At 64.1% G+C, this 24,328-nt stretch carries 25 protein-coding genes; 20 read left to right on the top strand and 5 right to left on the bottom strand.

What is annotated here, in order from left to right:
• Window positions 1-218: 218 nt before the first annotated feature.
• A complete protein-coding gene (gene tgt / locus ACSQ76_RS09575) occupies window positions 219-1,349 on the bottom strand; it encodes a tRNA guanosine(34) transglycosylase Tgt (protein WP_437156399.1) in 1,131 nt (376 codons plus the stop codon).
• Window positions 1,350-1,499: 150 nt separating this feature from the next.
• On the opposite strand from tgt, the gene ACSQ76_RS09570 reads away from it, so the two are divergent.
• From ACSQ76_RS09570 to tpiA, 9 genes are all read left to right on the top strand, one after another.
• The gene (locus ACSQ76_RS09570; protein WP_437156398.1) at window positions 1,500-3,176 is read left to right on the top strand and encodes a mechanosensitive ion channel family protein; all 1,677 of its coding nucleotides are present in this window, start codon (window positions 1,500-1,502) and stop codon (window positions 3,174-3,176) included.
• An 86-nt stretch (window positions 3,177-3,262) separates the two neighbouring features.
• Entirely contained in the window at window positions 3,263-4,153 is an 891-nt protein-coding gene (locus ACSQ76_RS09565) for an SPFH domain-containing protein (protein WP_437156397.1), read from the top strand.
• Window positions 4,150-4,422: an NfeD family protein gene (locus ACSQ76_RS09560; protein ID WP_437156396.1), complete on the top strand. Its 273-nt coding sequence runs from the start codon at window positions 4,150-4,152 to the stop codon at window positions 4,420-4,422. Before ACSQ76_RS09565 ends, ACSQ76_RS09560 begins: the two co-directional genes overlap by 4 nt.
• A gap of 140 nt (window positions 4,423-4,562) precedes the next feature.
• Entirely contained in the window at window positions 4,563-5,969 is a 1,407-nt protein-coding gene (rimK, locus tag ACSQ76_RS09555) for a 30S ribosomal protein S6--L-glutamate ligase (RefSeq protein WP_437156395.1), read from the top strand.
• Window positions 5,970-6,181: 212 nt separating this feature from the next.
• Window positions 6,182-6,544: an SUF system Fe-S cluster assembly protein gene (locus ACSQ76_RS09550; protein WP_057794000.1), complete on the top strand. Its 363-nt coding sequence runs from the start codon at window positions 6,182-6,184 to the stop codon at window positions 6,542-6,544.
• A 71-nt stretch (window positions 6,545-6,615) separates the two neighbouring features.
• Window positions 6,616-7,236: a MarR family transcriptional regulator gene (locus tag ACSQ76_RS09545; protein WP_437156394.1), complete on the top strand. Its 621-nt coding sequence runs from the start codon at window positions 6,616-6,618 to the stop codon at window positions 7,234-7,236.
• A 56-nt stretch (window positions 7,237-7,292) separates the two neighbouring features.
• Window positions 7,293-8,063 carry a DUF3307 domain-containing protein gene (locus ACSQ76_RS09540; protein WP_437156393.1) on the top strand — a complete coding sequence of 257 codons (771 nt, stop codon included), beginning with the start codon at window positions 7,293-7,295 and terminating at the stop codon, window positions 8,061-8,063.
• A 28-nt stretch (window positions 8,064-8,091) separates the two neighbouring features.
• Window positions 8,092-8,442, top strand: a complete 351-nt coding sequence (locus ACSQ76_RS09535) for a HesB/IscA family protein (protein ID WP_437156392.1) — start codon at window positions 8,092-8,094, stop codon at window positions 8,440-8,442.
• A gap of 59 nt (window positions 8,443-8,501) precedes the next feature.
• Window positions 8,502-9,254, top strand: a complete 753-nt coding sequence (tpiA, locus tag ACSQ76_RS09530; RefSeq protein WP_437156391.1) for a triose-phosphate isomerase — start codon at window positions 8,502-8,504, stop codon at window positions 9,252-9,254.
• On the opposite strand, the gene ACSQ76_RS09525 is transcribed toward tpiA, so the two are convergent.
• Complete coding sequence (locus tag ACSQ76_RS09525; RefSeq protein WP_306130884.1) at window positions 9,251-9,718, bottom strand: Lrp/AsnC family transcriptional regulator; 468 nt, start codon at window positions 9,716-9,718, stop codon at window positions 9,251-9,253. The genes tpiA and ACSQ76_RS09525 overlap by 4 nt on opposite strands.
• A 145-nt stretch (window positions 9,719-9,863) precedes the next feature.
• Here ACSQ76_RS09525 and cysG point away from each other — a divergent pair, with 145 nt between their 5' ends.
• The 6 genes from cysG (at window position 9,864) to ACSQ76_RS09495 (ending at window position 15,305) form a co-directional block, all read left to right on the top strand.
• Window positions 9,864-11,258 carry a siroheme synthase CysG gene (gene cysG, locus ACSQ76_RS09520; RefSeq protein ID WP_437156390.1) on the top strand — a complete coding sequence of 465 codons (1,395 nt, stop codon included), beginning with the start codon at window positions 9,864-9,866 and terminating at the stop codon, window positions 11,256-11,258.
• Window positions 11,258-11,560 (top strand): DUF2849 domain-containing protein, encoded by a 303-nt coding sequence (locus ACSQ76_RS09515; protein WP_306130882.1) that lies wholly within the window; start codon window positions 11,258-11,260, stop codon window positions 11,558-11,560. The genes cysG and ACSQ76_RS09515 overlap by 1 nt, the downstream gene beginning before the upstream one ends.
• Window positions 11,560-13,227, top strand: a complete 1,668-nt coding sequence (locus ACSQ76_RS09510) for a nitrite/sulfite reductase (protein ID WP_437156389.1) — start codon at window positions 11,560-11,562, stop codon at window positions 13,225-13,227. The genes ACSQ76_RS09515 and ACSQ76_RS09510 overlap by 1 nt, the downstream gene beginning before the upstream one ends.
• Window positions 13,214-13,960 carry a phosphoadenylyl-sulfate reductase gene (locus ACSQ76_RS09505; RefSeq protein WP_306130880.1) on the top strand — a complete coding sequence of 249 codons (747 nt, stop codon included), beginning with the start codon at window positions 13,214-13,216 and terminating at the stop codon, window positions 13,958-13,960. The genes ACSQ76_RS09510 and ACSQ76_RS09505 overlap by 14 nt, the downstream gene beginning before the upstream one ends.
• Entirely contained in the window at window positions 13,957-14,388 is a 432-nt protein-coding gene (locus tag ACSQ76_RS09500; RefSeq protein WP_437156388.1) for a DUF934 domain-containing protein, read from the top strand. Before ACSQ76_RS09505 ends, ACSQ76_RS09500 begins: the two co-directional genes overlap by 4 nt.
• Window positions 14,389-14,459: 71 nt before the next feature.
• A complete protein-coding gene (locus tag ACSQ76_RS09495) occupies window positions 14,460-15,305 on the top strand; it encodes a ferredoxin--NADP reductase (protein WP_306130878.1) in 846 nt (281 codons plus the stop codon).
• A 78-nt stretch (window positions 15,306-15,383) separates the two neighbouring features.
• On the opposite strand, the gene ACSQ76_RS09490 is transcribed toward ACSQ76_RS09495, so the two are convergent.
• Entirely contained in the window at window positions 15,384-16,238 is an 855-nt protein-coding gene (locus ACSQ76_RS09490; protein ID WP_437156387.1) for a translation initiation factor 3, read from the bottom strand.
• Between the two features lie 128 nt (window positions 16,239-16,366).
• Here ACSQ76_RS09490 and infC point away from each other — a divergent pair, with 128 nt between their 5' ends.
• The 5 genes from infC (at window position 16,367) to ACSQ76_RS09465 (ending at window position 21,226) form a co-directional block, all read left to right on the top strand.
• Complete coding sequence (infC, locus tag ACSQ76_RS09485) at window positions 16,367-16,987, top strand: translation initiation factor IF-3 (RefSeq protein WP_437156386.1); 621 nt, start codon at window positions 16,367-16,369, stop codon at window positions 16,985-16,987.
• A gap of 202 nt (window positions 16,988-17,189) precedes the next feature.
• On the top strand, window positions 17,190-18,896 hold the full coding sequence (locus tag ACSQ76_RS09480) for a peptide ABC transporter substrate-binding protein (RefSeq protein ID WP_437156385.1): 1,707 nt from the start codon (window positions 17,190-17,192) through the stop codon (window positions 18,894-18,896).
• Window positions 18,897-18,938: 42 nt separating this feature from the next.
• Window positions 18,939-19,946 carry an ABC transporter permease gene (locus tag ACSQ76_RS09475; protein ID WP_437156384.1) on the top strand — a complete coding sequence of 336 codons (1,008 nt, stop codon included), beginning with the start codon at window positions 18,939-18,941 and terminating at the stop codon, window positions 19,944-19,946.
• Window positions 19,939-20,847, top strand: coding sequence for an ABC transporter permease (locus ACSQ76_RS09470; protein WP_437156383.1), 909 nt, complete (start codon window positions 19,939-19,941; stop codon window positions 20,845-20,847). The genes ACSQ76_RS09475 and ACSQ76_RS09470 overlap by 8 nt, the downstream gene beginning before the upstream one ends.
• A 64-nt stretch (window positions 20,848-20,911) precedes the next feature.
• Window positions 20,912-21,226, top strand: a complete 315-nt coding sequence (locus ACSQ76_RS09465; protein ID WP_437156382.1) for a TraR/DksA family transcriptional regulator — start codon at window positions 20,912-20,914, stop codon at window positions 21,224-21,226.
• A 5-nt stretch (window positions 21,227-21,231) separates the two neighbouring features.
• Here ACSQ76_RS09465 and ACSQ76_RS09460 read toward each other — a convergent pair whose 3' ends face one another.
• A complete protein-coding gene (locus ACSQ76_RS09460) occupies window positions 21,232-22,392 on the bottom strand; it encodes a M20 aminoacylase family protein (RefSeq protein WP_437156381.1) in 1,161 nt (386 codons plus the stop codon).
• Window positions 22,393-22,403: 11 nt separating this feature from the next.
• On the bottom strand, window positions 22,404-24,215 hold the full coding sequence (locus tag ACSQ76_RS09455; RefSeq protein WP_437156380.1) for an ABC transporter ATP-binding protein: 1,812 nt from the start codon (window positions 24,213-24,215) through the stop codon (window positions 22,404-22,406).
• Window positions 24,216-24,328 lie beyond the last annotated feature (113 nt).

The following is a 24,328-nucleotide window of genomic DNA, read 5'->3' as shown; positions in this document are numbered from 1 at the left end:
CGGACGTCGCATATGTCAGGCCAAAAGGGCAGCAGCGAACAAAGCGACGGTCATCCAGCTAAAGGCAAAGGCAGCATAAGCCATTGAAAAACCAAAATAAGTACTTTCTACCTTTATAGTATAAGCGAGTATCCGCCGATTCCCCTAAAGGTATTTTACCCCTGGCTGGAAACGATCTGGCGCTCCGATCACGACAATCGCCAAGCGCGGCCTTTCCCTCACAGCGGTGCGATATCGCCCTCGGCGCGCATCGCGTCGAACTCGGCCTCCCATTTGCCGAAACGGCCCTCGGCAATCGCCCCGCGCATGCCGTCCATGATCTCCTGGTAATAATGCAGGTTGTGCCATGTCAGCAGCATCGAGCTGATGATCTCCTGGCTGCGGAACACATGATGCAGATAGGCGCGTGAATAGTTCCGGCACGCCGGACAGGTGCAGGCCTCGTCCAACGGGCGCGGATCGTCCTGATGGCGCGCGTTCTTGATGTTCAGAACGCCGCGCCGGGTGAACACCTGCCCCGTCCGCCCCGACCGCGACGGCAGCACGCAATCCATCATGTCCACGCCGCGCTTCACCGCGCCGACGATGTCGTCCGGCTTGCCCACGCCCATCAAATAGCGCGGCTTGTCATCGGGCAGGTACCCGGTGGCATAATCCAGCACCCCGAACATCGCCGCCTGCCCCTCGCCCACGGCCAGGCCACCCACCGCGTAACCGTCGAACCCGATATCCACCAGAGCCGTCGCGCTTTCCTCGCGCAGCTCCTGCGTCACGCCGCCCTGCATGATCCCGAACAGCGCATGCCCGGGCCGGTCGCCAAAGGCGTCCTTCGACCGCGCCGCCCACCGCATCGACAGGCGCATCGCGCGGGCCACCTCCTCGTCGCTCGCCGGCAGCGCCGGGCATTCGTCGAAACACATCACGATGTCGCTGCCCAGAAGCCGCTGGATCTCCATCGACCGCTCCGGCGTCAGCTCGTGTTTCGACCCGTCGATATGGCTCTTGAACGTGACCCCCGCCTCGGTCAGCTTGCGCAGCCCCGCCAGGCTCATCACCTGGAAGCCGCCGCTGTCGGTCAGGATCGGGCGGTCCCAGTTCATGAACCGGTGCAAGCCACCCAGGGCGTCGATCCGCTCCGCCGTGGGGCGCAGCATCAGGTGATAGGTATTGCCAAGCAGGATGTCCGCACCCGTCTCGTGCACCGACTCCGGCATCATCGCCTTGACCGTGGCGGCGGTGCCCACCGGCATGAAGGCCGGCGTGCGCACCTCGCCGCGCGGCGTTCTGATCACCCCCGTCCGCGCCTGCCCGTCCACCGCGCCCAGCTCGAATGCAAAGCCCTGCGTCATCTCACCCCGTCCTTTCGTGCTGCGCCCTCCATAACGCCTCTGGCGAAAGCTTCAATCCACCCCGCGCACGCGCCCGGCCTTGACCCGGGATAAGTTTTTGAACCAAAACCCGCCGGGCCGGGTTAAGCTGCCAATAAAACGACGGGACACGTGACCAGCCAAATGCCAGCCATCGCCGCCCCGCTGCGCGCTCTTTTCGCCGCGCTGCTGTTCGTCACGTGCCTTGCCCTGCCGGGCGCGGCGCAGGAAGAGCCCTATTTCGAGGTCGATTTCCTCAACCCGGGCCTGCCGGACATGCCCGCGGCGATCGACCGCGACACGCCACGCGCCACGATGGAAAGCCTGCTCGAACTTCTCGACAACGACCAGTACGGCGCGGCGGCCCATCTTCTGGACCTGACCGACTTTCCCGTCGAACAGCAGGCCAATCGCGGCGCGGAACTCGCGCGCGAACTCAAGACCGTCATCGACCGGCAGATCCTGATCCCGTGGTCCGACCTCTCGGACCGGCCCGATGGCTGGCTCGAAGGCCCGCAGGAAGACCCCGGCACGGGCCGCACCCGCCGGTCGATTCTGCTCAGCACGCTGGAGCTCGAGCAGCGCCCCGTGCCGCTGCGGATCAACCGGGTAAGGTCCACCAACGGCGAAGTGGCCTGGGTCATTTCCCGCCAGAGCGTGCGCGACATCCCCGGCCTCTACGACCGGTTCAAGCCGACCGAGTTGGAACTGGCCATGCCGCCCTGGGCGCGCGAACGCGGCCCTTTCGGCATGTATGTCTGGGAATGGCTGATGCTGCCGCTGATCAGCGTTCTGGCGCTTGCCCTGGGCTATCTCGCCTATCGCATCGTCGGCTGGCTGGGCCGGTTCTCCAGCCGCCGCATCGTGCAATCCATCGTCCGCGCCTTCCGCCTGCCGGCCACGATCATGGTGATCTCCGCCGTCATCGGTTTCGCCACCAATCGCCTGCTGGTGGTCACCGGCCCGATCAGCGTCATCGTCAGTCCCCTCGTCCTCTTGGGATACGTGGTCGCCATCGCCCTGGCCGCCGTGCGGGTCGCCGACGAGATCTTCGACCGCGTCAGCCTCAACAGCCCCGAGGAACTGGCCATCCCCGGCAACGCGCATTACCGCTCGATGGCCACGATGCTGTCGGGCTTCCGCAAGTTCGTCATCATCCTCGCCGTCATCGTCGGCGCGGTCACCCTGCTCAGCTCTGTCCAGGTGTTCAATTCCGTGGGCTACACCCTGCTCGCCGGGGCCGGCGCCATCACCATCGTGCTGGGCTTTGCCGCCCGCGAGGTGCTGGGCAACCTCCTGGCCGCCGTGCAGATCGCGCTCAACCGCTCGGCCCGGATCGGCGACCAGATCATCTTCGAGGATCGCTTCTGCACCGTCGAGCGCATCCACTTCACCTATGTCCAGCTGGCGATCTGGACCGGCAACCGCTTCATCGTGCCGGTCAGCCACTTCGTCAAACACCCGTTCGAGAACCTCTCTGCCGGCGACCGCGAGATGACCCGGCCGATCCGCCTGACTTTTGCCCAGACCGCCGATGTCGCGGCCCTGCGCCAGGCATTCTTCGAGATCATGGACGAGATCGACGATGGCACGCTGGGCTCCAAGGACGACGCCGGCGTCTGGGTCGAGGATCAGGACATGTTCGGCAAGAAGATCCTCTTCGGTCTGCCAACACCCGATCAGTCCACCTTCTGGCACCTTGAGACCACCTGCCGCGAACGCCTGCTCGCCCGCGCCGCAGAGCTCGAGGCCGAAACCGGCAAACCCTTCCTGCCGCAAGGCCCGGCGCAGGATTATCCGGACGGCTGATCGCGGGACCCGAAGACCACCACAAAGACTTGCATTGGCCTGTCACCCGGCCCTAAAACTTCATGACCTGACCGGAGAGACGCCAGATGACCCAAGACCAGATTGTCGAGCTTCTCTCGTCGAACTTGTCCTATATCCTGCTCGCCCTGCTGCTGTTCCTGGTGATCTTCAAGGGCGTCAAGATCGTACCGCAATCCGAACAGCACGTTGTCGAGCGCTTCGGCCGCCTGCGCTCGGTGCTGGGGCCGGGGATCAACTTCATCGTGCCCTTCCTCGACAAGATCCGGCACCGCGTCTCGATCCTCGAACGCCAGCTGCCCAATGCCAGCCAGGATGCCATCACCCGCGACAACGTGCTGGTCGAGGTGGAAACCTCCGTCTTCTACCGCATCACCAACCCCGAAAAGACCGTCTACCGCATCCGCGACGTGGACGCCGCCATCGCCACCACGGTCGCCGGGATCGTGCGCGCCGAGATCGGCAAGATGGATCTCGACGACGTGCAGGCCAACCGCTCGCAACTGATCGACACGATCAAGCAGCATGTCGAGGATGCCGTCGACAACTGGGGGATCGAGGTCACCCGCGCCGAGATCCTTGACGTCAATCTCGACCAAGCCACGCGCGAGGCGATGCTGCAACAGCTCAACGCCGAACGCGCCCGCCGCGCCCAGGTAACCGAGGCCGAAGGGCGCAAGCGGGCCGTCGAACTGGCCGCCGACGCCGATCTCTACGCCGCCGAGAAAACCGCCGAGGCCCGCCGCATCCAGGCCGACGCCGAGGCCTATGCCACCAGCGTCGTGGCCCGCGCCATCGCCGATAACGGGCTCGAGGCCGCGCAATACCAGGTCGCCCTGAAACAGGTCGAGGCGCTCAACGCCCTGGGACACGGGCCGTCGTCGCAGACCGTGATCGTGCCCGCCCACGCGGTCGAGGCGTTCGCCAACGCCTTCACCATGCTGAAGGGCAAGTCATGATCGACCTGCTGTCGCAGTGGTGGGTCTGGCTCTGTGCCGCGCTGGCCATTGCCATCCTCGAATTGCTGATGCCGGGCCATATCTTCCTCGGCATCGCGGTCGGGGCGGCGGCGATGGCGCTTCTGGTGGCCTTGCTCGGGCCGTTCGGGGCGCCGACACTCGTCGCCCTCTTCGCGGGTGTCTCGCTGGTGGCTTGGCTGGTGCTGCGCCGCCTGTTCCGCGCGCGCGACGTCCAGACCCGCTATTTCGACGAGGATATCAACAAGTAGCGCCCCCCGCTCCTCGGAACGGCCGGGCGCCACGCGGGCCCCTTCCCGGCGTCATCATACCGTAACCTTGTGCCGACATGCATTCCGTGCTGAAACTTGCAGTTCCACCGACGACCCTTCCATAACCCAAAGGCCGCTCCATGACAGATTCCGCCGACACCCCCGAGATCCTGAACTTCGGCTGGGAAGAGTGGATTTCCCTGCCCGGTCTGGGGGTTCCGGCGTTACGGGCCAAGGTCGACACCGGGGCGCGCACCTCCGCCCTGCATGCCTTCGACATCGAAACCTTCGGCCCCTCCACGAAACCCAAGGTCCGTTTCACCGTCCACCCGATCCCGGGGCGCGACGATCTCGTGATCCCCTGCTCCGCCCCCATCGTCGACCGGCGCGAGGTGGCGTCGTCGAACGGCGAGAAGGAACTGCGCTACGTCATCGAAAGCAAGCTCGAGGTCGCGGGCCAGTCCTGGCCGATCGAGATCACGCTCACCAACCGCTCCACCATGAACAGCCGGATGCTCCTGGGCCGCACGGCGCTCAAGGACCACATCTCGATCGTCGCGACCGACCGTTTCCTTCAACCCGAACTCAACTACGAGGTCTATCACACCAAGAAGATGCGCGAGGCCCAACCCAACCGCTCCCTGCGCATCGCGGTGCTCTCGCGCGAGGACAACTATTCGACCCGCCGCCTCGTCGAGGAAGGCGAGAAGCGCGGCCATTCCGTCGAGGTCATCAACACCACCCGCTGCTACATGGCGATCAACACCCTGGCGCCCGAGGTGCACTACGACGGCAAGCGCCTGCCCCGCTACGACGCCGTGATCCCGCGCATCGGCGCCTCGATCACCTCCTACGGCGCCGCCGTCGTGCGCCAGTTCGAGACCATCGGCACCTATTGCGTGAACCCCTCGGCCGGCATCTCGTCCAGCCGCGACAAGCTTTACGCGCATCAGCTCATGGCCCGCGCCAAGGTCGGGATGCCCAACACCGCCTTCGCCGCCTCGCCGCAGGACACCGGCAACCTCATCGGCCTCGTGGGCACCGCGCCCCTGATCGTCAAGCTGCTGGAATCGACCCAAGGCAAGGGCGTCGTGCTGGCCGAAACCAAGAAGGCGGCCGAGAGCGTGATCGACGCCTTCCGCGGCCTCAAGGCCAACTTCCTCGTGCAGGATTTCGTCAAGGAGGCGGCGGGCGAGGATATCCGCTGTCTCGTGATCGGCGGCAAGGTCGTGGCCTCGATGAAACGCACCGGGGCCGAGGGTGATTTCCGCTCCAACCTGCACCGCGGCGGTTCGGCCAAGTCCGTGCGCATCACCAAGACCGAGCGCGAGACCGCCCTGCGCGCCGCCCGCGCCTTCGGCCTGGGGCTGGCCGGCGTCGACCTTCTGCGGGCCGAGGCCGGGCCCAAGGTGCTCGAAGTCAACTCCTCGCCCGGCATGGAAGGCATCGAAACCTCGACCGGCAAGAACATCGTCGGGATGCTCTACGACGATATCGAGGCCCGCGTGCGCCCCGAACCCGTGCGGCGGCGGCGGACCAGCAAGTGACCCCGGATGACGCCACGTCACCCGGCGCGCGTTAACCCTTTCGCACCGCCCGGTGCCGCGCCGCGGCGGTGCACGCCCGGTGCACGTGGGGTGCACGCATGTCACCCCCGCCCAAACCGACCGATTTCGGGGCGTTAATCCACCGCACCCCCTCTGGACGCGGCGCTCTCATATCCTTATATATTCAGTCGGATAACCGCACAGGATGTGACATGACCCAGCAGCCAGAACCCCTCGAAGGCGCGCCGCTGATCGCGCCCTCCAGCACGGATCACCCGCTCTACGACCAGATCGTCGAAGCGTGCCGCTCGGTCTATGACCCTGAAATCCCTGTGAATATCTATGACCTCGGGCTGATCTACACGATCGACATCACCCCCCAGAACGAGGTCAGCGTCATCATGACCCTCACCGCACCCGGCTGCCCCGTCGCCGGCGAGATGCCCGGCTGGGTGGCCGAGGCGATCGAGCCGTTAGCTGGTGTTAAACAGGTTGATGTTGATCTGACCTGGGAGCCACCCTGGGGCATGGACATGATGAGCGACGAGGCCCGTCTCGAACTCGGCTTCATGTAGCAAGCAAAAAGACTTGCTTTCGGTTAAAGAAACCTGATACGCTTGCTCCGACTGTCACAAGGGGACATCCGGTGCAATTTGCTGTTCTGACCGGCGATATCGTCAGTTCCAGCGACCTGACGGCGTCACAGCTCGACGCGGCGCTGGACGCCATAAATACTGCCGTCAGCGCCATTGCCAGCTGGCGTAAAGGGCTTGTCACAGGCCACGCCCGCCGCGGTGGCGACAGTTGGCAATGCGCCATCGGCGCCCCTGTTCTGGACCTGCGCGCCGCGCTTTTCATCCGCGCGGCCCTGCGCCGCGAAGGCAAGGCGCTGTCAACGCGGATCGCCATTGCCCGCGGCCCCGGAACCCTGCCCGAGAATGCCGATCCCAACGGGGCCCATGGCCCCGCCTTTACCGCCTCGGGTCGCCTGCTGGCCGATATCTCGAACCACGCGCAGATGGCGCACGCCTCGGGCGGTCTGCTGGCCGCGACGACCCGGCTGGCCGATCATATCAGCCAGGACTGGACCGTCGCCCAGGCCCGCGCGATGCACGCCGCCCTGCCACCCGGCACCGGCCCGCGCGCCGAAATCGCCGAACAGCTCGGCATCACCCGCCAGGCGGTCAACCAGGCGCTCTGGGCTGCCGGTTTCCCCGCCATATCCGACGCGCTCGAGCTCACTGAAAGGGATGAAGATGCAGCTTGATCCACTTTCTCGCGCCCAGAGCAAGCCAATCCGCCTGCCCTGAACCGGAGCCCGCCATGCTCGAGACCTTCACCGCCCTCCTGTTTGCCCACGTGCTGGCGGATTTCGTCCTTCAGACGGACTGGATCCACCGCAACAAGCGCAAAGCCGGCGTCATGCTCCTGCATGGGGCGGTGGTTCTCGTGACCGCTCAGGCGGCGCTGGGCCAGGTGGCGACGCCGGAGTTGGTTGCCCTTGCCGTGGTCCATCTCGCCATCGACTGTCTCAAGACCTATACACGCGCCACCGGCCTGACCGCCTTCCTCGTCGATCAGGCGGCACATCTCGCCACGCTCGCGGCCCTTGCGATCTGGGCCCCAAGCCTGTGGTCGGAGGGCATTTACGCCGCGCAACTCTCGCCCCCGGCGCAGGTCGCCTTGCTGCACGCCATGGCATTGCTAGCCGGCCTGATCATCACGCTGCGCGCGGGCGATTTCGCCGTCCAGCACCTGATGGACAGTCACCCGGCCGTCGCCCCGCCGGGCACTGGCGACACCGAACCTGGCCCGCGCGACACCGGCCTGCCCGGGGCCGGCAAGACCATCGGTCACCTCGAACGCCTGCTGATCTTCGTCCTCATCCTCGGCGGCCAGTTCGCGGCGATCGGATTTCTCGTCGCCGCCAAGTCAATCCTGCGCTTCGGCACGGTCTCCAACGACCGGCGTGCGACCGAATACGTCATCATCGGCACGCTGGCCTCCTTCGGCTGGGCCATTGGCGCCACGCTGTGTACGCAGGCGTTGATCGGCGCGCTTCCGGCTCTTGAGATCGGCGCCGCGAAGCCCTAGATTTATCGCAGGACAAAGGAAAAGGCACATGTTCGGAATTCCAGGCAAACAGGCGGTCACGATGACCCCGAAGGCGGCGACCATGATTGCCCGCCTGATGGAGAAAGACGGCCATCAGGGTCTGCGCATCGGCGTCAAGAAAGGCGGCTGTGCGGGCATGGAATACACCATGGATTACGTGACCGAGGTCGACCCCAACGACGAGGTCGTCGAACAGGAAGGGGCGCGCGTCATGATCGCCCCCATGGCCCAGATGTTCCTTTTCGGGACCGAGATCGACTACCAGACCTCGCTTCTTGAATCGGGATTCGTCTTCAACAATCCGAACGTCACCGAGGCCTGCGGCTGCGGCGAGTCGATCAAGTTCGAAAACATGTAGCCGTTGCCCCGCCGGGCCCGAGCCGCTACCAATCCGGTCAATTAACCCGGAGGTAACGGATGGCGCGCAAACTGGCGGCAGGTAATTGGAAAATGAACGGCACACGCTGTGCCCTGGATGAACTTTCTGCGCTTGCAAAGGCGCATCCCGATCCGTCCGTCGATATTCTGATATGCCCGCCTGCCACGCTGATCCGGACAGCGGCGTCGCTGGTGGATGGCGGTCCGCTACTGATCGGGGGTCAGGATTGCCACTCGCAGGTTTCTGGCGCCCATACCGGCGACATCTCCGCCGACATGCTGGCGGACGCCGGGGCAACCCACGTCATCCTCGGCCATTCAGAGCGGCGCGAGGACCATGGCGAGAGCAGCGACGACGTCAACGCCAAGGCGAGGGCCGCGCATGCCTCGGGCCTCGTCGCCATCGTCTGCGTGGGCGAGTCGCTGGCGCAGCGCGAGGCGTCGAACACGCTCGATATCATCGGCGGGCAACTGGCCAGCTCCCTGCCCGACGGCTGCACCGCCGCCAACACGGTCATCGCCTATGAACCCATCTGGGCCATCGGCACCGGCAAGGTCCCCTCTACCGCGCAAATCGACGAAGTACACGATTTCATCCGCGCCCGCATGATCCGCCGCTTCGGTCAGGCCGAGGGCGCCGCCATCCCCTTGCTCTATGGCGGATCAGTGAAGCCCGACAATGCCGCCGAGATCTTTGCCACCGACAACGTGGATGGCGCCCTCGTCGGCGGCGCAAGCCTGAAGGCCGCCGATTTTTCCCCCATCATCAAGGCTCTGGAAGGCACTGTTTAGGCGTGCAGCGGCAGCATCGTCGTCGACTTGATCTCTTCCATCGACAACAGCGCCGTCACGTTATGCACCTTCACCTCTGAAATCAGCGCCTGGTAAAAGATGTCATAGGCGCGCGCGTTGCTGACCACGACCTTCAGGATGTAGTCGATATCGCCCGCCAGCCGGTGCGCCTCCATCACCTCCGGCCGTGTTCTCAGCGCATTCAGAAACCTGTCCTGCCACTCCTTGTCATGCTCTGACGTGCGGATCAGGACAAAGAAACAGGCCTCCAGCCCCAGGGCTTCGGGATCCAGCAGAAAGGTCTGCTGCCGGATCACGCCGCCCTCGCGCATTTTCCGAATCCGGTTCCACACCGGCGTCTTCGAACTGCCCACGGACTTGGCGATATCGTCCAGCGACTGCCCCCCATCCTTTTGCAGTTCCAAAAGGATTTTCCGATCCAGATCATCGAGACGAACGGGCATTCCACATTTTTCCTTTTCCCGGAACATTCCGCATCGGGTGCTTTCGAATTGGAACGCGTGTCCTTATTCGCGCCATCAGGTGGCGCAATACCGGGAATATTTTCTATATATTTGGGTAAGTCAATCGCAGCCGGAGGCGTGCCCCGTGAAACATTTTCCCATCTTCGTCGCGCTCGAAGGGCGCCGCGTGGTACTTTCGGGCGGTGGTGACGCAGCGCTCGCCAAGCTGCGCCTTCTGCTGAAGACCGAAGCGCAGATCACGGTCTTCGCGCCCGCTCCCGCGCAAGAGATCGAAGACTGGCACACCGCCGGCAAGCTTCGCCTCGTGCGCCGCGCGATGGAACCCGGCGATACCACCTGCGCCGTGCTGTTCTACGCCGCGGACGAGGACGAGGCCGAGGATGCCCGCACCTCCGCCATCGCCCGCGCCGATGGCGCGCTGGTGAACATCGTCGACAACCTGCAGGACAGTGCCTTCATCACGCCGGCAATCGTCGATCGCGACCCGGTGACCGTCGCCATCGGCACCGAGGGGGCGGCCCCCGTTCTGGCCCGCGCGATCAAGGCCGATCTGGAAGAGCGCCTGCCCGCCACGCTGGGCACCCTGGCGCGCATCGGCAAGGCCTTCCGCAAGGCGGTCGAGGTTCTGCCCATGGGCCGCAAGCGCCGCGATTTCTGGTCGGAATACTATTTCGACGCCGGCCCCCGCGCGATGGACGAAGGCGGCGAAGAGGCGGTCACCAATGCCCTGCCCGCCCTGCTGGATGCCCATGTGAAGGCCGAGGAGCGCCAGGGCCACGTGGCCTTTGTCGGCGCCGGCCCCGGTGACCCGGAGCTGCTGACCCTCAAGGCCCGCAAGGCGCTCGACGCCGCCGACGTGGTCATTCACGACCGGCTGGTCACGCCCGAAATTCTCGAACTCGCCCGCCGCGAGGCCACGCTGATCGACGCCGGCAAGACCGGCTTCGGCCCTTCGATGTCGCAAGAAGACATCAACGCGCTGATCGTCGAACACGCCGCCGCCGGCGCGCAGGTGGTGCGCTTGAAAGGTGGCGATCCGACCGTCTTCGGGCGGCTTGACGAGGAAATTGACGCCGTGGAGGCTGCCGGGATCGGCTGGCACATCGTGCCTGGGATCACTGCCGCCTCCGCCGGTGTCGCCTCGATCGGTCAAAGCCTGACCAAACGCCAGCGCAACGCTGCCGTCCGTTTTGTCACCGGCCACGACATGAAAGGCTACGCCGAGCAGGACTGGGCTGCCCTCGCTCAACCCAATGAGGTGGCCGCGATCTACATGGGCAAGAAATCCAGCCGGTTCATCCAGGGCCGCCTGCTGATGCACGGCGCCGACCGCGCCACCCCCGTCAGCATCGTCGAAAACGCCTCTCTTCCCGAACAGCGCATCGTCGCCACCACCGTGGCCCGCATGGCGCAGGACCTGGAAGTGGCAGATCTGGCCGGCCCCGCTCTCACCTTCATCGGTCTGGCACCCCGTGCCGCCGAAGCAAACCTTCCCCTTTCGACGCAGGAGTTCGCCTGATGCCCAGAGAATTCACCCCAAAGGTCGTCACCGCCAACGCGCTGCTGGAAGGAGACGTCGTCTATCAGACCGCCGATGACCGCTGGTCGCGGCATCTTTCCGAGGCTGAACTGATCAGCGACGAAGCACTCGCCAAGCTGCGGCTGGCGCAGGCCGAGGGGCAGCCCGAACTGGTCGTCGGGGCCTACCTGGCCGATGCCAAACCCTCTGACGGCGGCCCGCAGCCGACGCATTTCCGCGAGGAATTCCGCCGCACCGGTCCGTCCAACTATCACCATGGCAAACAAGCCGAGGTAAACTGATGTATTCCTATTCCGAATTCGACGCGGCCTTCGTAGCCGAGCGCAACCGCCAGTTCCGCGCCCAGGTCGAGCGCCGCATCGCCGGCAACCTGACCGAGGACGAGTTCAAGCCGCTGCGCCTGATGAATGGCCTCTATCTGCAACTGCACGCCTACATGCTGCGCGTGGCCATCCCCTATGGTACGATCAACTCGCGCCAGATGCGCCAACTCGCCCATATCGCCGAGACATGGGACAAGGGGTACGGCCATTTCACCACGCGCCAGAACATCCAGTTCAACTGGCCGGAACTGCGTGACGTGCCGGAAATCCTCGACGCCCTGGCCGAGGTCGAGATGCACGCGATCCAGACCTCCGGCAACACCATTCGCAACGTGACCGCCGACCATTTCGCCGGCGCCGCCGAGGACGAGATCGCCGATCCGCGCCCGGTGGCGGAACTCTTGCGGCAGTGGTCAACCGACCACCCCGAATTCCAGTTCCTGCCGCGAAAGTTCAAGATCGCCGTGACCGGCAGCCCGAACGACCGCGCCGTGATCAAGGCGCACGATATCGGCATCCAGATCGTCGAGCGCGATGGCGAGATCGGCTACCGCGTCCTCGTCGGTGGCGGCCTTGGCCGGACGCCGATGATCGGCAAGGTGCTGTCCGATTTCGTCAGCCAGGAAGACCTGCTGCCCTTCATCGAGGCCACGGTCAGCGTCTGGAACCTGCTGGGCCGGCGCGACAACAAGTACAAGTCGCGCATCAAGATCACCGTGCACGAGCACGGCATTGACGACATCCGCGCCCGCGTGGAAGAGCGGTTCGAGGTCATCCGCCCCTCTTTTTCCGGCATCGACGTCGCGCTGTTCGAGGAGATCAAGGCTGCCTTCGCCCCGCCCGCCTTTCGGCAGGACGGCACCGAGATTTACGAGACCACCTACAAGACCGACCCGATCTTCCGGTCTTGGGCGGACACGAACCTTGTCGCTCACAAGGCGCCGGGATATTCAATCGTCCAGATCAGCCTCAAGGCCCATGGCGCAACGCCCGGAGACGCCACCGCGGACCAGATGCGGGTAATGGCCGACCTTGCCGAATTCTACGGCCACGACGAGCTGCGCATCAGCCACGAGCAGAACGTGATCCTTCCGCATGTGCACAAGTCCCACCTGCCCGCGCTGCACGCCATTCTGAAAAAGCACGGTCTGGCCACGGCAAATATCGGCCTGATCTCGGATATCATCGCCTGCCCCGGCATGGATTACTGCGCGCTGGCCACGGCGCGGTCCATCCCGATCGCCCAGCAGATCGCGAGCCGCTTCGACGAGCTGAAGCTGGAGCACGATATTGGCGAGCTGAAGATCAAGATCTCGGGCTGCATCAACGCCTGCGGCCACCACCACGTCGGCCATATCGGCATCCTCGGGCTCGACCGTGCGGGCGTTGAGAACTACCAGATCACGCTGGGCGGCGACCACACCCAGGACGCGGCCCTCGGAGAACGCACCGGCCCCGGTTTTTCGGCGGACGAGATCATCCCGGCGGTCGAGCGGATCGTCGAGGCTTACCTGGATCAGCGGCAGGATCGGGACGAGACGTTCCTGCAATTCTACCGCCGCGCCGGCATGGCGCCGTTCAAGACTGCCCTCTATGAGCAGGACAAGGCCTATGCTGCAGAGTAAGATCGACACCAGCCTGCCGACCCGCGTCTCGGGCCTGAACGAGTGGTATCGTCTGAACTCCGCGACCGCCGTCCTGCGTCATGCGTTGGCCAGCCCCGAGGCCGGGAAACTGGCACTTGTATCCAGCTTCGGCGCGGAATCGGTGGTGCTCTTGCACATGATCTCGGTGCTGAAACGCGATACACCGGTGATCTTTCTCAACACCGAGATGCTCTTTGCCGAAACGCTGGTTTATCAGCAGGAACTGGCCGAGCGCCTTGGCCTGAAGGATTTGCGCATCATTCGCCCCGACGCGGACTCGGTGTCCGAGCACGACCCGGACGGAGACCTGCACCAATCCGACACCGACGCCTGCTGCACCCTGCGCAAGACCGTGCCGCTGCAACGCGCGCTGCAAGGCTTTGACGGCTGGATCACCGGGCGCAAACGCTATCACGGCGGCGACCGGGCCGCGCTCGACTTCTTCGAGACCGAAGAGGCCACGGGCCGGATGAAGGTCAATCCGCTGGCGCATTGGACGCGTCAGGACGTGCAGACCTACATGGAAGAAAATCGCCTGCCCCGGCATCCGCTGGTGGCCCAGGGCTATCCCTCCATCGGATGCGCACCCTGCACCAGCCGGGTGTCCGCCGGTGAGGACGCGCGGGCGGGCCGCTGGCGCGGAACGGACAAGTCCGAATGCGGCATTCATTTCGTCAACGGAAAACCCGTCAGAACAGGAGAAACGGCATGAGCGTTATCGTGACCGATCAAGGCTTTACAAGCGACGACTGGGACGGCCCCATCGCCGCACTGAATGATGCGCATCCGGGTTGTGCCATCGACCTTGCGTCCAGCAACGATCCCAACGAACTGGCTGGGCGGATCGCGGACATCCCGATGATCCGTGTCGACTTTCCCAGCTTTTCCGACGGGCGCGGTTTTACCATCGCGCGGCAGTTGCGTCTGATGGGCTTCAAGGGACGCCTGCGGGCCCGGGGCCATGTGATTGCCGATCAATACGCAATGGCGCGCCGGTCAGGCTTTGACGAGGTGGAAATCTCTGACGATCTGGCTGAACGTCAGCCCGAGGACCAATGGCTGTTTCGTGCAAACTGGCAGTCGCATGACTACCAGTCGCGCCTGCGCGGGGCCGGACGCGGCAGAATTCCCGCCGAATGACCCCTGTCATCTGACCTGAAACAAAGTATACGAGGAGACGCCCGGGCCTAAACCCAGGGCGATGATTGCTGATGAACGAGACCGTGACCGTGACCGAAGCGAAACCCGTCAAAGTCCCTACCCTGCCTGACGCCCAGACCGTGACGGCGGTCAAGCACTGGACCGACCGGCTGTTTTCCTTCCGCACCACCCGCCCCGCCAGCCTGCGCTTCCGCTCGGGCGAGTTCGTGATGATCGGGCTGCTGCAGAAAGACGAAAAGACCGGCAAGGAAAAGCCACTGCTGCGGGCCTATTCCATTGCCTCGCCGTCATGGGACGACGAACTGGAATTCTACTCGATCAAGGTGCAGGACGGCCCATTGACCAGCCGGTTGCAGCATATCCAGCCGGGCGACGAGATCATCCTGCGGCCCAAGCCCGTGGGCACGCTGGTGCATGATGCCCTGCTGCCCGGCAAGCGGCTGTGGCTCTTTGCAACGGGCACCGGCTTTGCGCCCTTCGCGTCGCTGCTGCGCGACCCGCAGACTTATACCGATTACGACGAGGTCATCATCACCCATACCTGCCGCGAGGTGGGTGAACTGACCTATGGCAAGGAGTTGATCGACGGTATCCGCACCGACGAGATGCTGGAGGAGCTGATCGGCGAGAACTTCCACGAAAAGCTGCGCTATTACCCCACCACCACGCGCGAGGAGAGTCCCAAGATGGGCCGCATCACCGATTTGATGCGCAAGGGCGAGGTGTTCGCGGACCTTGGCGTGGAGCCGCTGAGCCCGGAAAGCGACCGCGCAATGGTCTGTGGCAACATGGCCTTCAACCTCGAGATCAAGGACATGCTGGAGGAATACGGCCTGCGCGAGGGCGCCAATTCCGATCCTAAGGAATACGTGGTCGAGAAAGCGTTCCTGGACTGAAGCACGCGTTCAGCCGGCAAAGCAAAAAACCCGCGCTGGTCGCAGCGCGGGTTTTCGCTTTTCAGAACGTGGATACATTCAGAGGTTCAGCGCGTCGCGCACCGCGTCCAGTGCACTTTCCAGCATATCCGGATTGTCCCGCGCCGCATCGAGGCTGGATTTCAACCCTGTCTTCTGATCCGCATCGAGATCGGAATTGTCTATGTAGGTGGTTACCTGGTCATAGTCGAAGCCTTCGAGCGTCAACAGCTCTTCGATCGGCGTGTCGGCGGCCTCGGTGGCAACCTCGTCAGTCCCGCCTGCAGTGTCTTCGGTCGCCTCCGCGGTCTCGTCCACGACCTCCTCGGCGGCATCCTCCGTCGCGGCGGCGGCATCGCTGACGGTGTCCGCCGCGCCCTCGGCCGCTTCGTCGGTCGCATCAGCCGCATCGCTTTCGGTGCCGGCAGCGGCATCCGCCGCTTCAGAGGCGGCTTCTGTCGTGTCCTCCGCCACGTTCTCGGCTGTCTCGGCCACGGCGTCCGCCGCATCGGCGGCCGCTTCAGCCGCCGCTTCCGCGGCTTCGCTGGCCGTGTCGGCGGCGTTATCGGCAGTGTCCTCGGCGAAGTTCGCCGCGTCATCGGCGGCCTCGACGGCGTCTTGTGCGGCCTCGTCGGCGGCTTCCGACGTGGCATCCAGGGCATCCTCCGCGGCCTCAGCGGCATCATCGGCAGCTTCTGCGGCCTCGTCGGCGGCCGCGTCCACGGCTTCACCGGTGTCCTCGACAGCGTTCTCGGCCTCCTCGCCGGCGGTCTCACCGGCGCTGTCCAGTTCCTCGGGCGAAGACACGGTGCCGGACACCTCGTCGACGACCTCCTGCGGTGACTTGCCGGTGAACAGCATGTAACCGCCGGCAAGGATGGCAAGGGCGACGATCAGCCACAAAATGGTTCTCATTGGTATTCCCTTCAACTGGCAGGTATCTAAAGACCGTGACAGCCTGCCTTACAGTTGCTTCGAGTTGAAGCCTAAATTCGGCGCGTGCAAGGGGAAATTACCGCCGATGCAGTCTTCGCGCGCCTATTTTGCCGCTTGAAACGCCCCCTGCGCGCGGTTACCTTGCGACCTCAAACTCGTCGAACGATCGAAGGACAAAAACCATAGCCCGCAGACCACACAACGCGCCTCCGACGCGCGACACCGGCCCCCGCATCAACGATAAAATCCGCGTTCCGGAAATCCGCCTGATCGGGGCGGATGGCGAAAACGTCGGCGTCGTGACGCCAGAACGCGCGATGGGCATGGCGGAAGAGGCCGGTCTGGACCTCGTGGAAATTTCGCCGAACGCCAACCCGCCGGTCTGCAAGATCATGGACTATGGCAAGTACAAGTACGAACAGCAGAAGCGGGAATCCGAAGCGCGCAAGAAACAGAAGGTCATTGAGGTGAAGGAGGTGAAGTTCCGCCCCAACACCGACACGCATGACTATGACGTGAAGATGCGCAACGTCTTCCGCTTTCTCGAAAACGGCGACAAGGTGAAGATCACCCTGCGGTTCCGCGGCCGCGAAATGGCGCACCAGGATCTGGGCCGCGACCTGTTGCAGCGGGTGGCCGAGGACATCAAGGACATCGGCAAGGTCGAGAACATGCCCAAGATGGAAGGCCGCCAGATGATCATGATCATCGCACCGGGCGCCAAGTAGGACGTCAGAATTCAGGCAGCGAGGCTCTGCGGCTCGTGCGGTCAGGCCTATCGGGCCTGACCACTTGCTTTTCTGCCAAGCAGGTGGTCAGATACCGCCGATTTCACACTCCCGGAACCCGCCACTCAGAGCAACAGGGGTTCATGACAGGCCCGTCACCGGCCTTGTGGGAGGTGAGACCGGCTGAACAGGGGGATTGGGGATGAAGTGTGGACAGTTGATGGCCGCGGGGATGCTGGCCTGTACCGTCGCACAGGCCGCAGCCGATGAAAGGGCGAGCGACGGTCAGGTCAACCTGATCTTCTGGCAGGCACCCTCGATCCTGAACCCCTACCTGTCCGGCGGTATCAAGGATGTCGAATCGGCCAGCCTCGTGCTGGAACCCCTGGCGCGCTACGATGAGACCGGCGAGATGGTCCCGTGGCTGGTGGACGAGATCCCGACCGTCGAAAATGGTGGCATCGGCGAAGATTTCAGGTCGATCACGTGGCGGCTCTCGGACGATCTGACATGGTCCGATGGCACGCCGGTGACTGCGACCGACGTGGCCTTCACCTGGACTTATTGCACGGCGGAAGGTGGCGGTTGCGCGCATGTCGACAAGTTCGCCGGGATCACCGATATCGAAACACCGGACGAGCGCACGGTGACCATCCGGTTCGAGGAAGCCAAGCCATTTCCATATGACGCCTTTGTCGGCGCGACGTCCCCCATCCTTCAGGCGAACCAGTTTGCGGACTGCCTTGGCGAGCGGGCGCCCACCTGCACCGAGGCGAATTTCCATCCCATCGGTACCGGCCCATTCGTGGTGGATGAATTTCGCACCGGCGATACCGTCAGGATGTCGGCCAATCCCCATTACCGCGACCCGGCCAAGCCGGCCTTTGCAAGCCTGATGATCAAGGGCGGCGGCACGGCAGAGAATGCGGGTCGGGCCGTGCTAGAAACCGCGGATTACGACTATGCCTGGAATTTGCAGCTGCCCCCCGAGGTACTGGACGGTATGCAAGCTGCCGGCAAGGGCGAAGTTGTCTCGGCGTTTGGAACGCTCGTGGAGCGTATCGTGATCAACCTGACCGACCCTTCCTCCGGCTTGGGGGATGCGCGGTCGACCCTCGCGCATCCGCATCCCATCCTGACCGACGTTTCTGTGCGGCAGGCGCTCAGCATGGCGATCGACAGGGAGATCCTGGTCGAGATCGGCTATGGCGAGGCCGGACGGGTCACATGCAACATCCTGCCTGCCCCCGAGCTTTATGCCTCGGACGCGAACGAGGCGTGCAAGGTGCAGGATATCGAAGGCGCGAAGGCGCTTCTGGACAGCGCCGGATGGACGGACAGCGACGGCGACGGGGTGCGCGACAAGGATGGGATTGCCTTGCGCCTTCTGTTTCAGACCTCGACCAATGCCGTGCGCCAGACCTTCCAGGCCGCGATCAAGAGTTGGTGGTCGGAACTGGGCGTCGAGACCGAGCTGCGCAATGTCGACGGCAATGTCTTTTTCGGCAGCGATCCGAACAGCCCGGACACCTATCAGAAATTCTATGCCGACATTCAGATGTACGCCCAGATGTTCGATGGCACCGACCCCGAGGCCTATATGGCCAGTTGGACCTGCGACCGGATCCCGACGCCGGAGAACCAGTGGCAGGGAACCAACATACCGCGGTTCTGCAACGAGGCCTACGATGCCCTGGCCTCGGAGATGAGTGAAACAGGCGGGCTCGAAGACCGGGCAGAGCTGGCGCGCGCCATGAACGACATGCTGGTGCAGGACTTCGTGATCCAGCCACTTGTCCATCGCGGCCGCGTCTCGGCGCATGTGAATTCGCTTGGTGGCGTCATTCTGAATGCCTGGGACAGCGAGTTGTGGAACGCGGCGGACTGGTACCGGATCCCGGTTGATTGATCCGGCAACCGCGATGAGCGTGCCGGAAAAGGACGGGGTGGGATGCTGACATTCGCGTTGCGCCGCCTGCTTTTGTCAGTTCCGATGCTGATCGTCATCGCGCTGGTCATTTTCCTGTTGCTGGATCTCGCTCCGGGCGATCCGATGGGCAACCTGCCGCAGACGATCTCGCCCGAGGTTAGAGCCCAGATGCGCGAGGCCCTGGGCTTGGGAGAACCGCTGCACGTGCGGTTCTGGAAATGGATGGTGCAGCTTTTCTGGGTCGAGCCGCAGGTGCTGATCGACCATGTCTTTGGCACGTCCCTCGCCGTCGACAAGCCGCGGGTACTGAGCTGGCAAAGCCGGGCGCCGGTGATGTTCGAGATCGCACAGGCCCTGCCCCAGACCCTGTGGGTGGTGGGCACGGCCTATGTCGTAGGTATCCTTATGGCGCTTCCGCTGGGTATCTTCGCTGCCTACAGGCAATACTCGGTTTTCGACAACGCCAGCACCTTCGTCACGATGGTGGGATACTCCCTGCCACCCTTCCTGACCGGCCCGCTGATCATCTTTGTCTTCTCGGTACAGCTCGATCTGTTTCCGTTCATTTACGAGACGAGCCACCGTGTCACCGACTGGGAGAGTTTCACGTACCAGGTCAGGCAGATGGTCCTGCCAGTGCTGGTGCTGTCGGTGCAGACCACGGCCCAGATCAGCCGCTACATGCGTTCGACGATGCTGGACAACCTGAGCCAGGATTACGTGCGCACGGCGCGGGCCAAAGGGATGAGCGAATGGGTCGTCGTGATGGTGCATGTGCTGCGCAACTCGATGATCCCGGTGGTGACGGTCATCGCGCTGGGGGCCCCGGCCATCTTTGGCGGAGCGATCATCACCGAGCAGGTCTTTGCAATCAACGGGATCGGGGCACAGTTGATCGGGGCGATCAAGGCTAACGACCTGCCGCTCGTTCACACGCTCACGTTTCTGTTCGCCGTGCTGATCGTGCTGGCCAACCTGCTGGCCGACCTGCTTTACGGCCTGCTTGACCCGAGGATACGCTATGGCTGATCCACTTCGCGTCTCACACGGGCTATGGCGTGACATCCTGCGCCAGTTCATGCACCACAAGGGCGCCGTATTTGGCGCCGGCCTTTTCGCTGCCATCGTGATCGGCGTGCTTGCAGGTCCGCTGCTTTGGGATGTCGCGCCCGACGCGCCCGATTTCTCGGCGCGCAATGCCGGCCCGAGTGCCGCGCATCCCTTCGGCACCGATCAACTGGGCCGAGACCTGCTGGCGCAGGTGCTGGCGGGCGGTCGTATTTCGCTGTCGGTGGGATTGGCGGCGATGGTGCTGTCGGTTGGGCTTGGCACCTTGGTCGGCGTGGCGGCGGGAGTCTTTCGACGGCTCGACGGGCCGTTGATGCGGCTGACGGACCTCTTTCTGTCGCTTCCGCTGTTACCTCTGCTGCTGGTCATCGTGATGCTGTTCCGCGAAGCGCTCAGTGCCTCGGTCGGCACGAACACCGGCATCTTTCTTCTGGTCGTCATTGCCATCGGCGTCACGAGCTGGATGCCGGTCGCGCGGATCGTACGCGCCGACGTGCTGAGCGTACGGGAGCGCGAGTTCGTGCTGGCCGCGCGCGCATCCGGCACCACACAAATGCGGATTATCACGCGCCATATCCTTCCGAACATCCTGTCGCCCATCGTCGTTTCGGCGACGCTGGGCATCGCCAACGCCATCATCACCGAAAGCGCGCTCAGTTTTCTCGGCCTCGGCTTTCCATCCGACTTCCCCACCTGGGGCCGGCTGCTGAGCGACGGGGTAGTTTATCTCTCCGAGTTTCCGTGGCGGGTGTTCTGGCCCGGCCTGATGATCTCGCTCACGGTGCTGAGTGTGAATTTCATGGGCGACGGGCTACGCGACGCGCTCGATCCCAGGCTGCGTGGACGTGCCGCGCCGCTTTGATCCCGATCAAGGTGTGCCATTTTTCGGCCTGATACCCTGACACGCGAGACAACAGGAGGCCGCCATGAACTTTGCCCGTCAAAAAGACGCCCTGGTTGAACGCCGCGGCGAGCTGACCGCGCATCTGAGCGCGGTAGAACATGCGTTGGATGAGGCCCCGCCCAAGGATTGGGAGGATCGCGCGTCGGAGCGGCAGGGCGACGAGGTTCTCGAAATGCTCGGCCTCAAGGAAATGGCCGAGTTGCGCCGCATCGACGCCGCCCTGGCGCGAATCGAGGCCGGCACCTACGGGACCTGCCAACGCTGCGGCGAAAGCATCGCGGAAGCCCGGCTGGAGTTCCTGCCGGACACGCCGTGTTGCACCGCCTGCGCGTCCTAGGCGCGTCAGGCGGGCATGCGCTGTTCCACGATCCCGGCCCACCAACTGCACCCCGCCGGAATGACGTCGTCGTTGAAGTTGTATTCCGGGTGGTGCACCGGCGCCGAAGGGCCGTTGCCCACCAGGATATAGGCGCCCGGTCGTTCCTCGAGCATGAAGGCAAAATCCTCGCCCCCCATGACCAGAGGCGCCGTATCGCATTGCCCTGACACCGATTTTGCCACCTCGGCGGCAAATTCCGTCTGTTCGTCATGGTTCGCCATTACGGGGTAGTTGTACTCGTAATCCAGCGAGATCTGCGCGCCGAAGGCCGCGCCGAGATGATCGCAGATGCCTTTCATCCGGGTCGCCGCCAGCTCGCGCATCTCGTTACTGAGCGTGCGCACGGTGCCCATAAGCGTCACCCGCGAGGGGATGACGTTGAATGTGTGCGAGGAGGTTTCCATCGAGGTGACCGAGACGACGATCTGCTGGATCGGGTCGGCATTGCGGCTGACGATGGTTTGCAGGGCCGTTACAAGGTGGCCGGTGACCACCGTGGGATCGATTGTCTCATGCGGCTTGGCGGCGTGGCCGCCCTTGCCCTCGACCACGATGTCGAACTTGTCGGTGGCGGCAAAGAACGGGCCCGGGCGGATGGCGAACTGGCCCGGCTCGACCCCCGGCCAGTTGTGCATGCCATAGACTTCCTGGATGCCGAACCGCTCCATCAACCCGTCATCGCACATCTCCTTGCCGCCGCCGCCGCCCTCTTCGGCGGGCTGGAAGATGATCACGGCGGTGCCGTTGAAATTGCGCGTCTCCGCCAGATACTTGGCGGCACCCAGAAGCATGGCGGTGTGCCCGTCATGGCCGCAGGCGTGCATGGCGCCGCGGGTCTTGGACGCATAGTCCAGCCCCGTGGCCTCGTGAATGGGCAGCGCATCCATGTCGGCGCGCAGGCCGATGGTGCGGCCCGACGTGGCCTCGCGCCCCTTGATGACCGCGACAACGCCGGTGCGGCCCAGGCCGGTGGCCACCTCGTCGCAGCCGAAGCTTTGCAGTTTTTCGGCAACCAACGCGCTGGTGCGGTGGGTTTCAAAGAGGATTTCCGGGTTTTCGTGGATGTCCCGGCGCCACTCGGTGATCTCATCCTGCATTTCTGCAAAGCGGTTCTTGATGGGCATGGTCGGTCCTTTCAGTATCCACAATCCGAGGTCAGAACGACATGGTCCGGGGCCACAGTGCGATAGAGCGACGGGCCAGGGTCGTGATCCTTGGGGTGTACAGGGGACGGGATCGGTTTGAAACTCAAATCACTTACCTGTCGCCGGTGGGCCGGGTCGGCGACGGGAACCGCGCTGAGCAAGGCGCGGGTGTAAGGGTGCCGAGGGTCTTCCAGCACCGCGGCGCGGGGGCCGCGTTCGACAATGCGCCCGGCGAACATGACCGCGACGTGATGGCTGACCCGTTCCACCACCGCCATGTCATGGCTGATGAAGAGATAGGACAGCCCCAGTTCGGCCTGCAATTCCATCAGCAGGTCCAGAACCTGCGCCTGAACGCTGACATCGAGCGCCGAGACAGCTTCGTCGGCGACGATTAATTTCGGGTTAAGCGCAAGCGCGCGGGCGATGGCGACGCGCTGGCGCTGGCCACCCGACAGCTCGTGCGGGTAACGGTCAAGATAGCTGCGCGGCAGGCCGACACGATCAAAAAGCGCGGTCACGCGGTCGGTGCGTTGCGCCTTGGTCTGGGTCGTGAAATTGCGTAGGGGTTCGGCCACCTGCTCGGCCAGGCGCAGAACGGGGTTGAGGCTGCCGTACGGGTCCTGAAAGATCATCTGCATCTGCGCCCGGGCGCGGCGCAGCTGCCCGGCGGGCAGCGCGGTGATATCCTGGCCATCCAGCGTGATCCGGCCGCTATCAGGCTCCTCCAGCCGCAAGAGCGAGCGGCCCACGGTGGACTTGCCGCAGCCGGATTCGCCAACGAGGGCCAGGGTTTGACCCGCCTGGATCGAGAAGGACACATCCTCGACCGCGTGGACATGGGCGACGGCGCGGCGCAACAGGCCGCCGGTGACGGGAAAGCGGGTGGTGAGATGCTCGACCCGCATGAGTTCGGCGCCCTGCCCCGGAACGTGTCTCAACGGTTTTTCGGGGTCGAGCGTGAACGGCTCGGGCCCGGGTTTTCCACGCATGTCGCCCAAGCGAGGCACGGCGGCGAGAAGCCGTTGCGTATAGGGATGCGAGGGTGCGGAAAAGATTTGCGAAACGGGGCCTTCCTCGACCTTTTCGCCCTCTTTCAGGACCACGACACGATCGGCCACCTGGGCCACCACGCCCATGTCGTGGGTGATGAACAGAACGGCGGTGCCAAAGTCATGACGCAGGCGATCGATGAGGGCGAGGATCTCGGCCTGGGTGGTGACGTCGAGCGCGGTGGTGGGCTCGTCGGCGATAAGCAGGCGCGGCTCGCAGGCGAGGGCCATGGCGATCATCACCCGCTGACGCATGCCGCCGGAAAGTTCGTGGGGGTATTGCGTGAGACGGCGAGCCGGTTCGGAAAGACGGACTTCCTGCAGCAATTCCAGGGCCCTGGCCCGCGCGGCGGCGCGCGAGAGGCGGCGGTGTTTGCGCAGGCCTTCGGTCAGTTGGAAACCGATGGTGAAGACCGGGTTGAGAGCGGTGGCGGGTTCCTGGAAGATCATGCCGATGCGGGCGCCGCGCAGGTCACGCATTTGATTTTGCGTGAGTTTTCCAAGGTCGACCGGCCCTTGGCCCGCGTCGAAAAGCATTTGCCCGCCGGTGATCTGTCCGCCGTCAAAGCCCACGAGGCGCATCAGGGCCAGCGAGGTGACGGATTTGCCGGAGCCGGATTCACCAACGATTGCAAGGGTTTCGCCGGGCGCGATTTCAAACGAGACATCCCGTACGGCGTCGATCACGCCCGCGTCGGTGCGGAACGAGACGCGCAGGTTTTCGATCCGGGCCAGGGGCATGTCGCGCATGAAATCGAGTTAACCCGCCGCATTCGGCGAGGTCAAATGGGAAAGGTTAACGGCGAATCGACGACCGAAACCACGTCGGTATCGCGTCGGTATTTGCAGCCGTATCGCGACGG

This window comes from Roseovarius sp. B08 (genome assembly GCF_051417955.1).
GTDB lineage: Bacteria > Pseudomonadota > Alphaproteobacteria > Rhodobacterales > Rhodobacteraceae > Roseovarius.
This window is presented reverse-complemented; position numbering and strand designations above follow the sequence as displayed.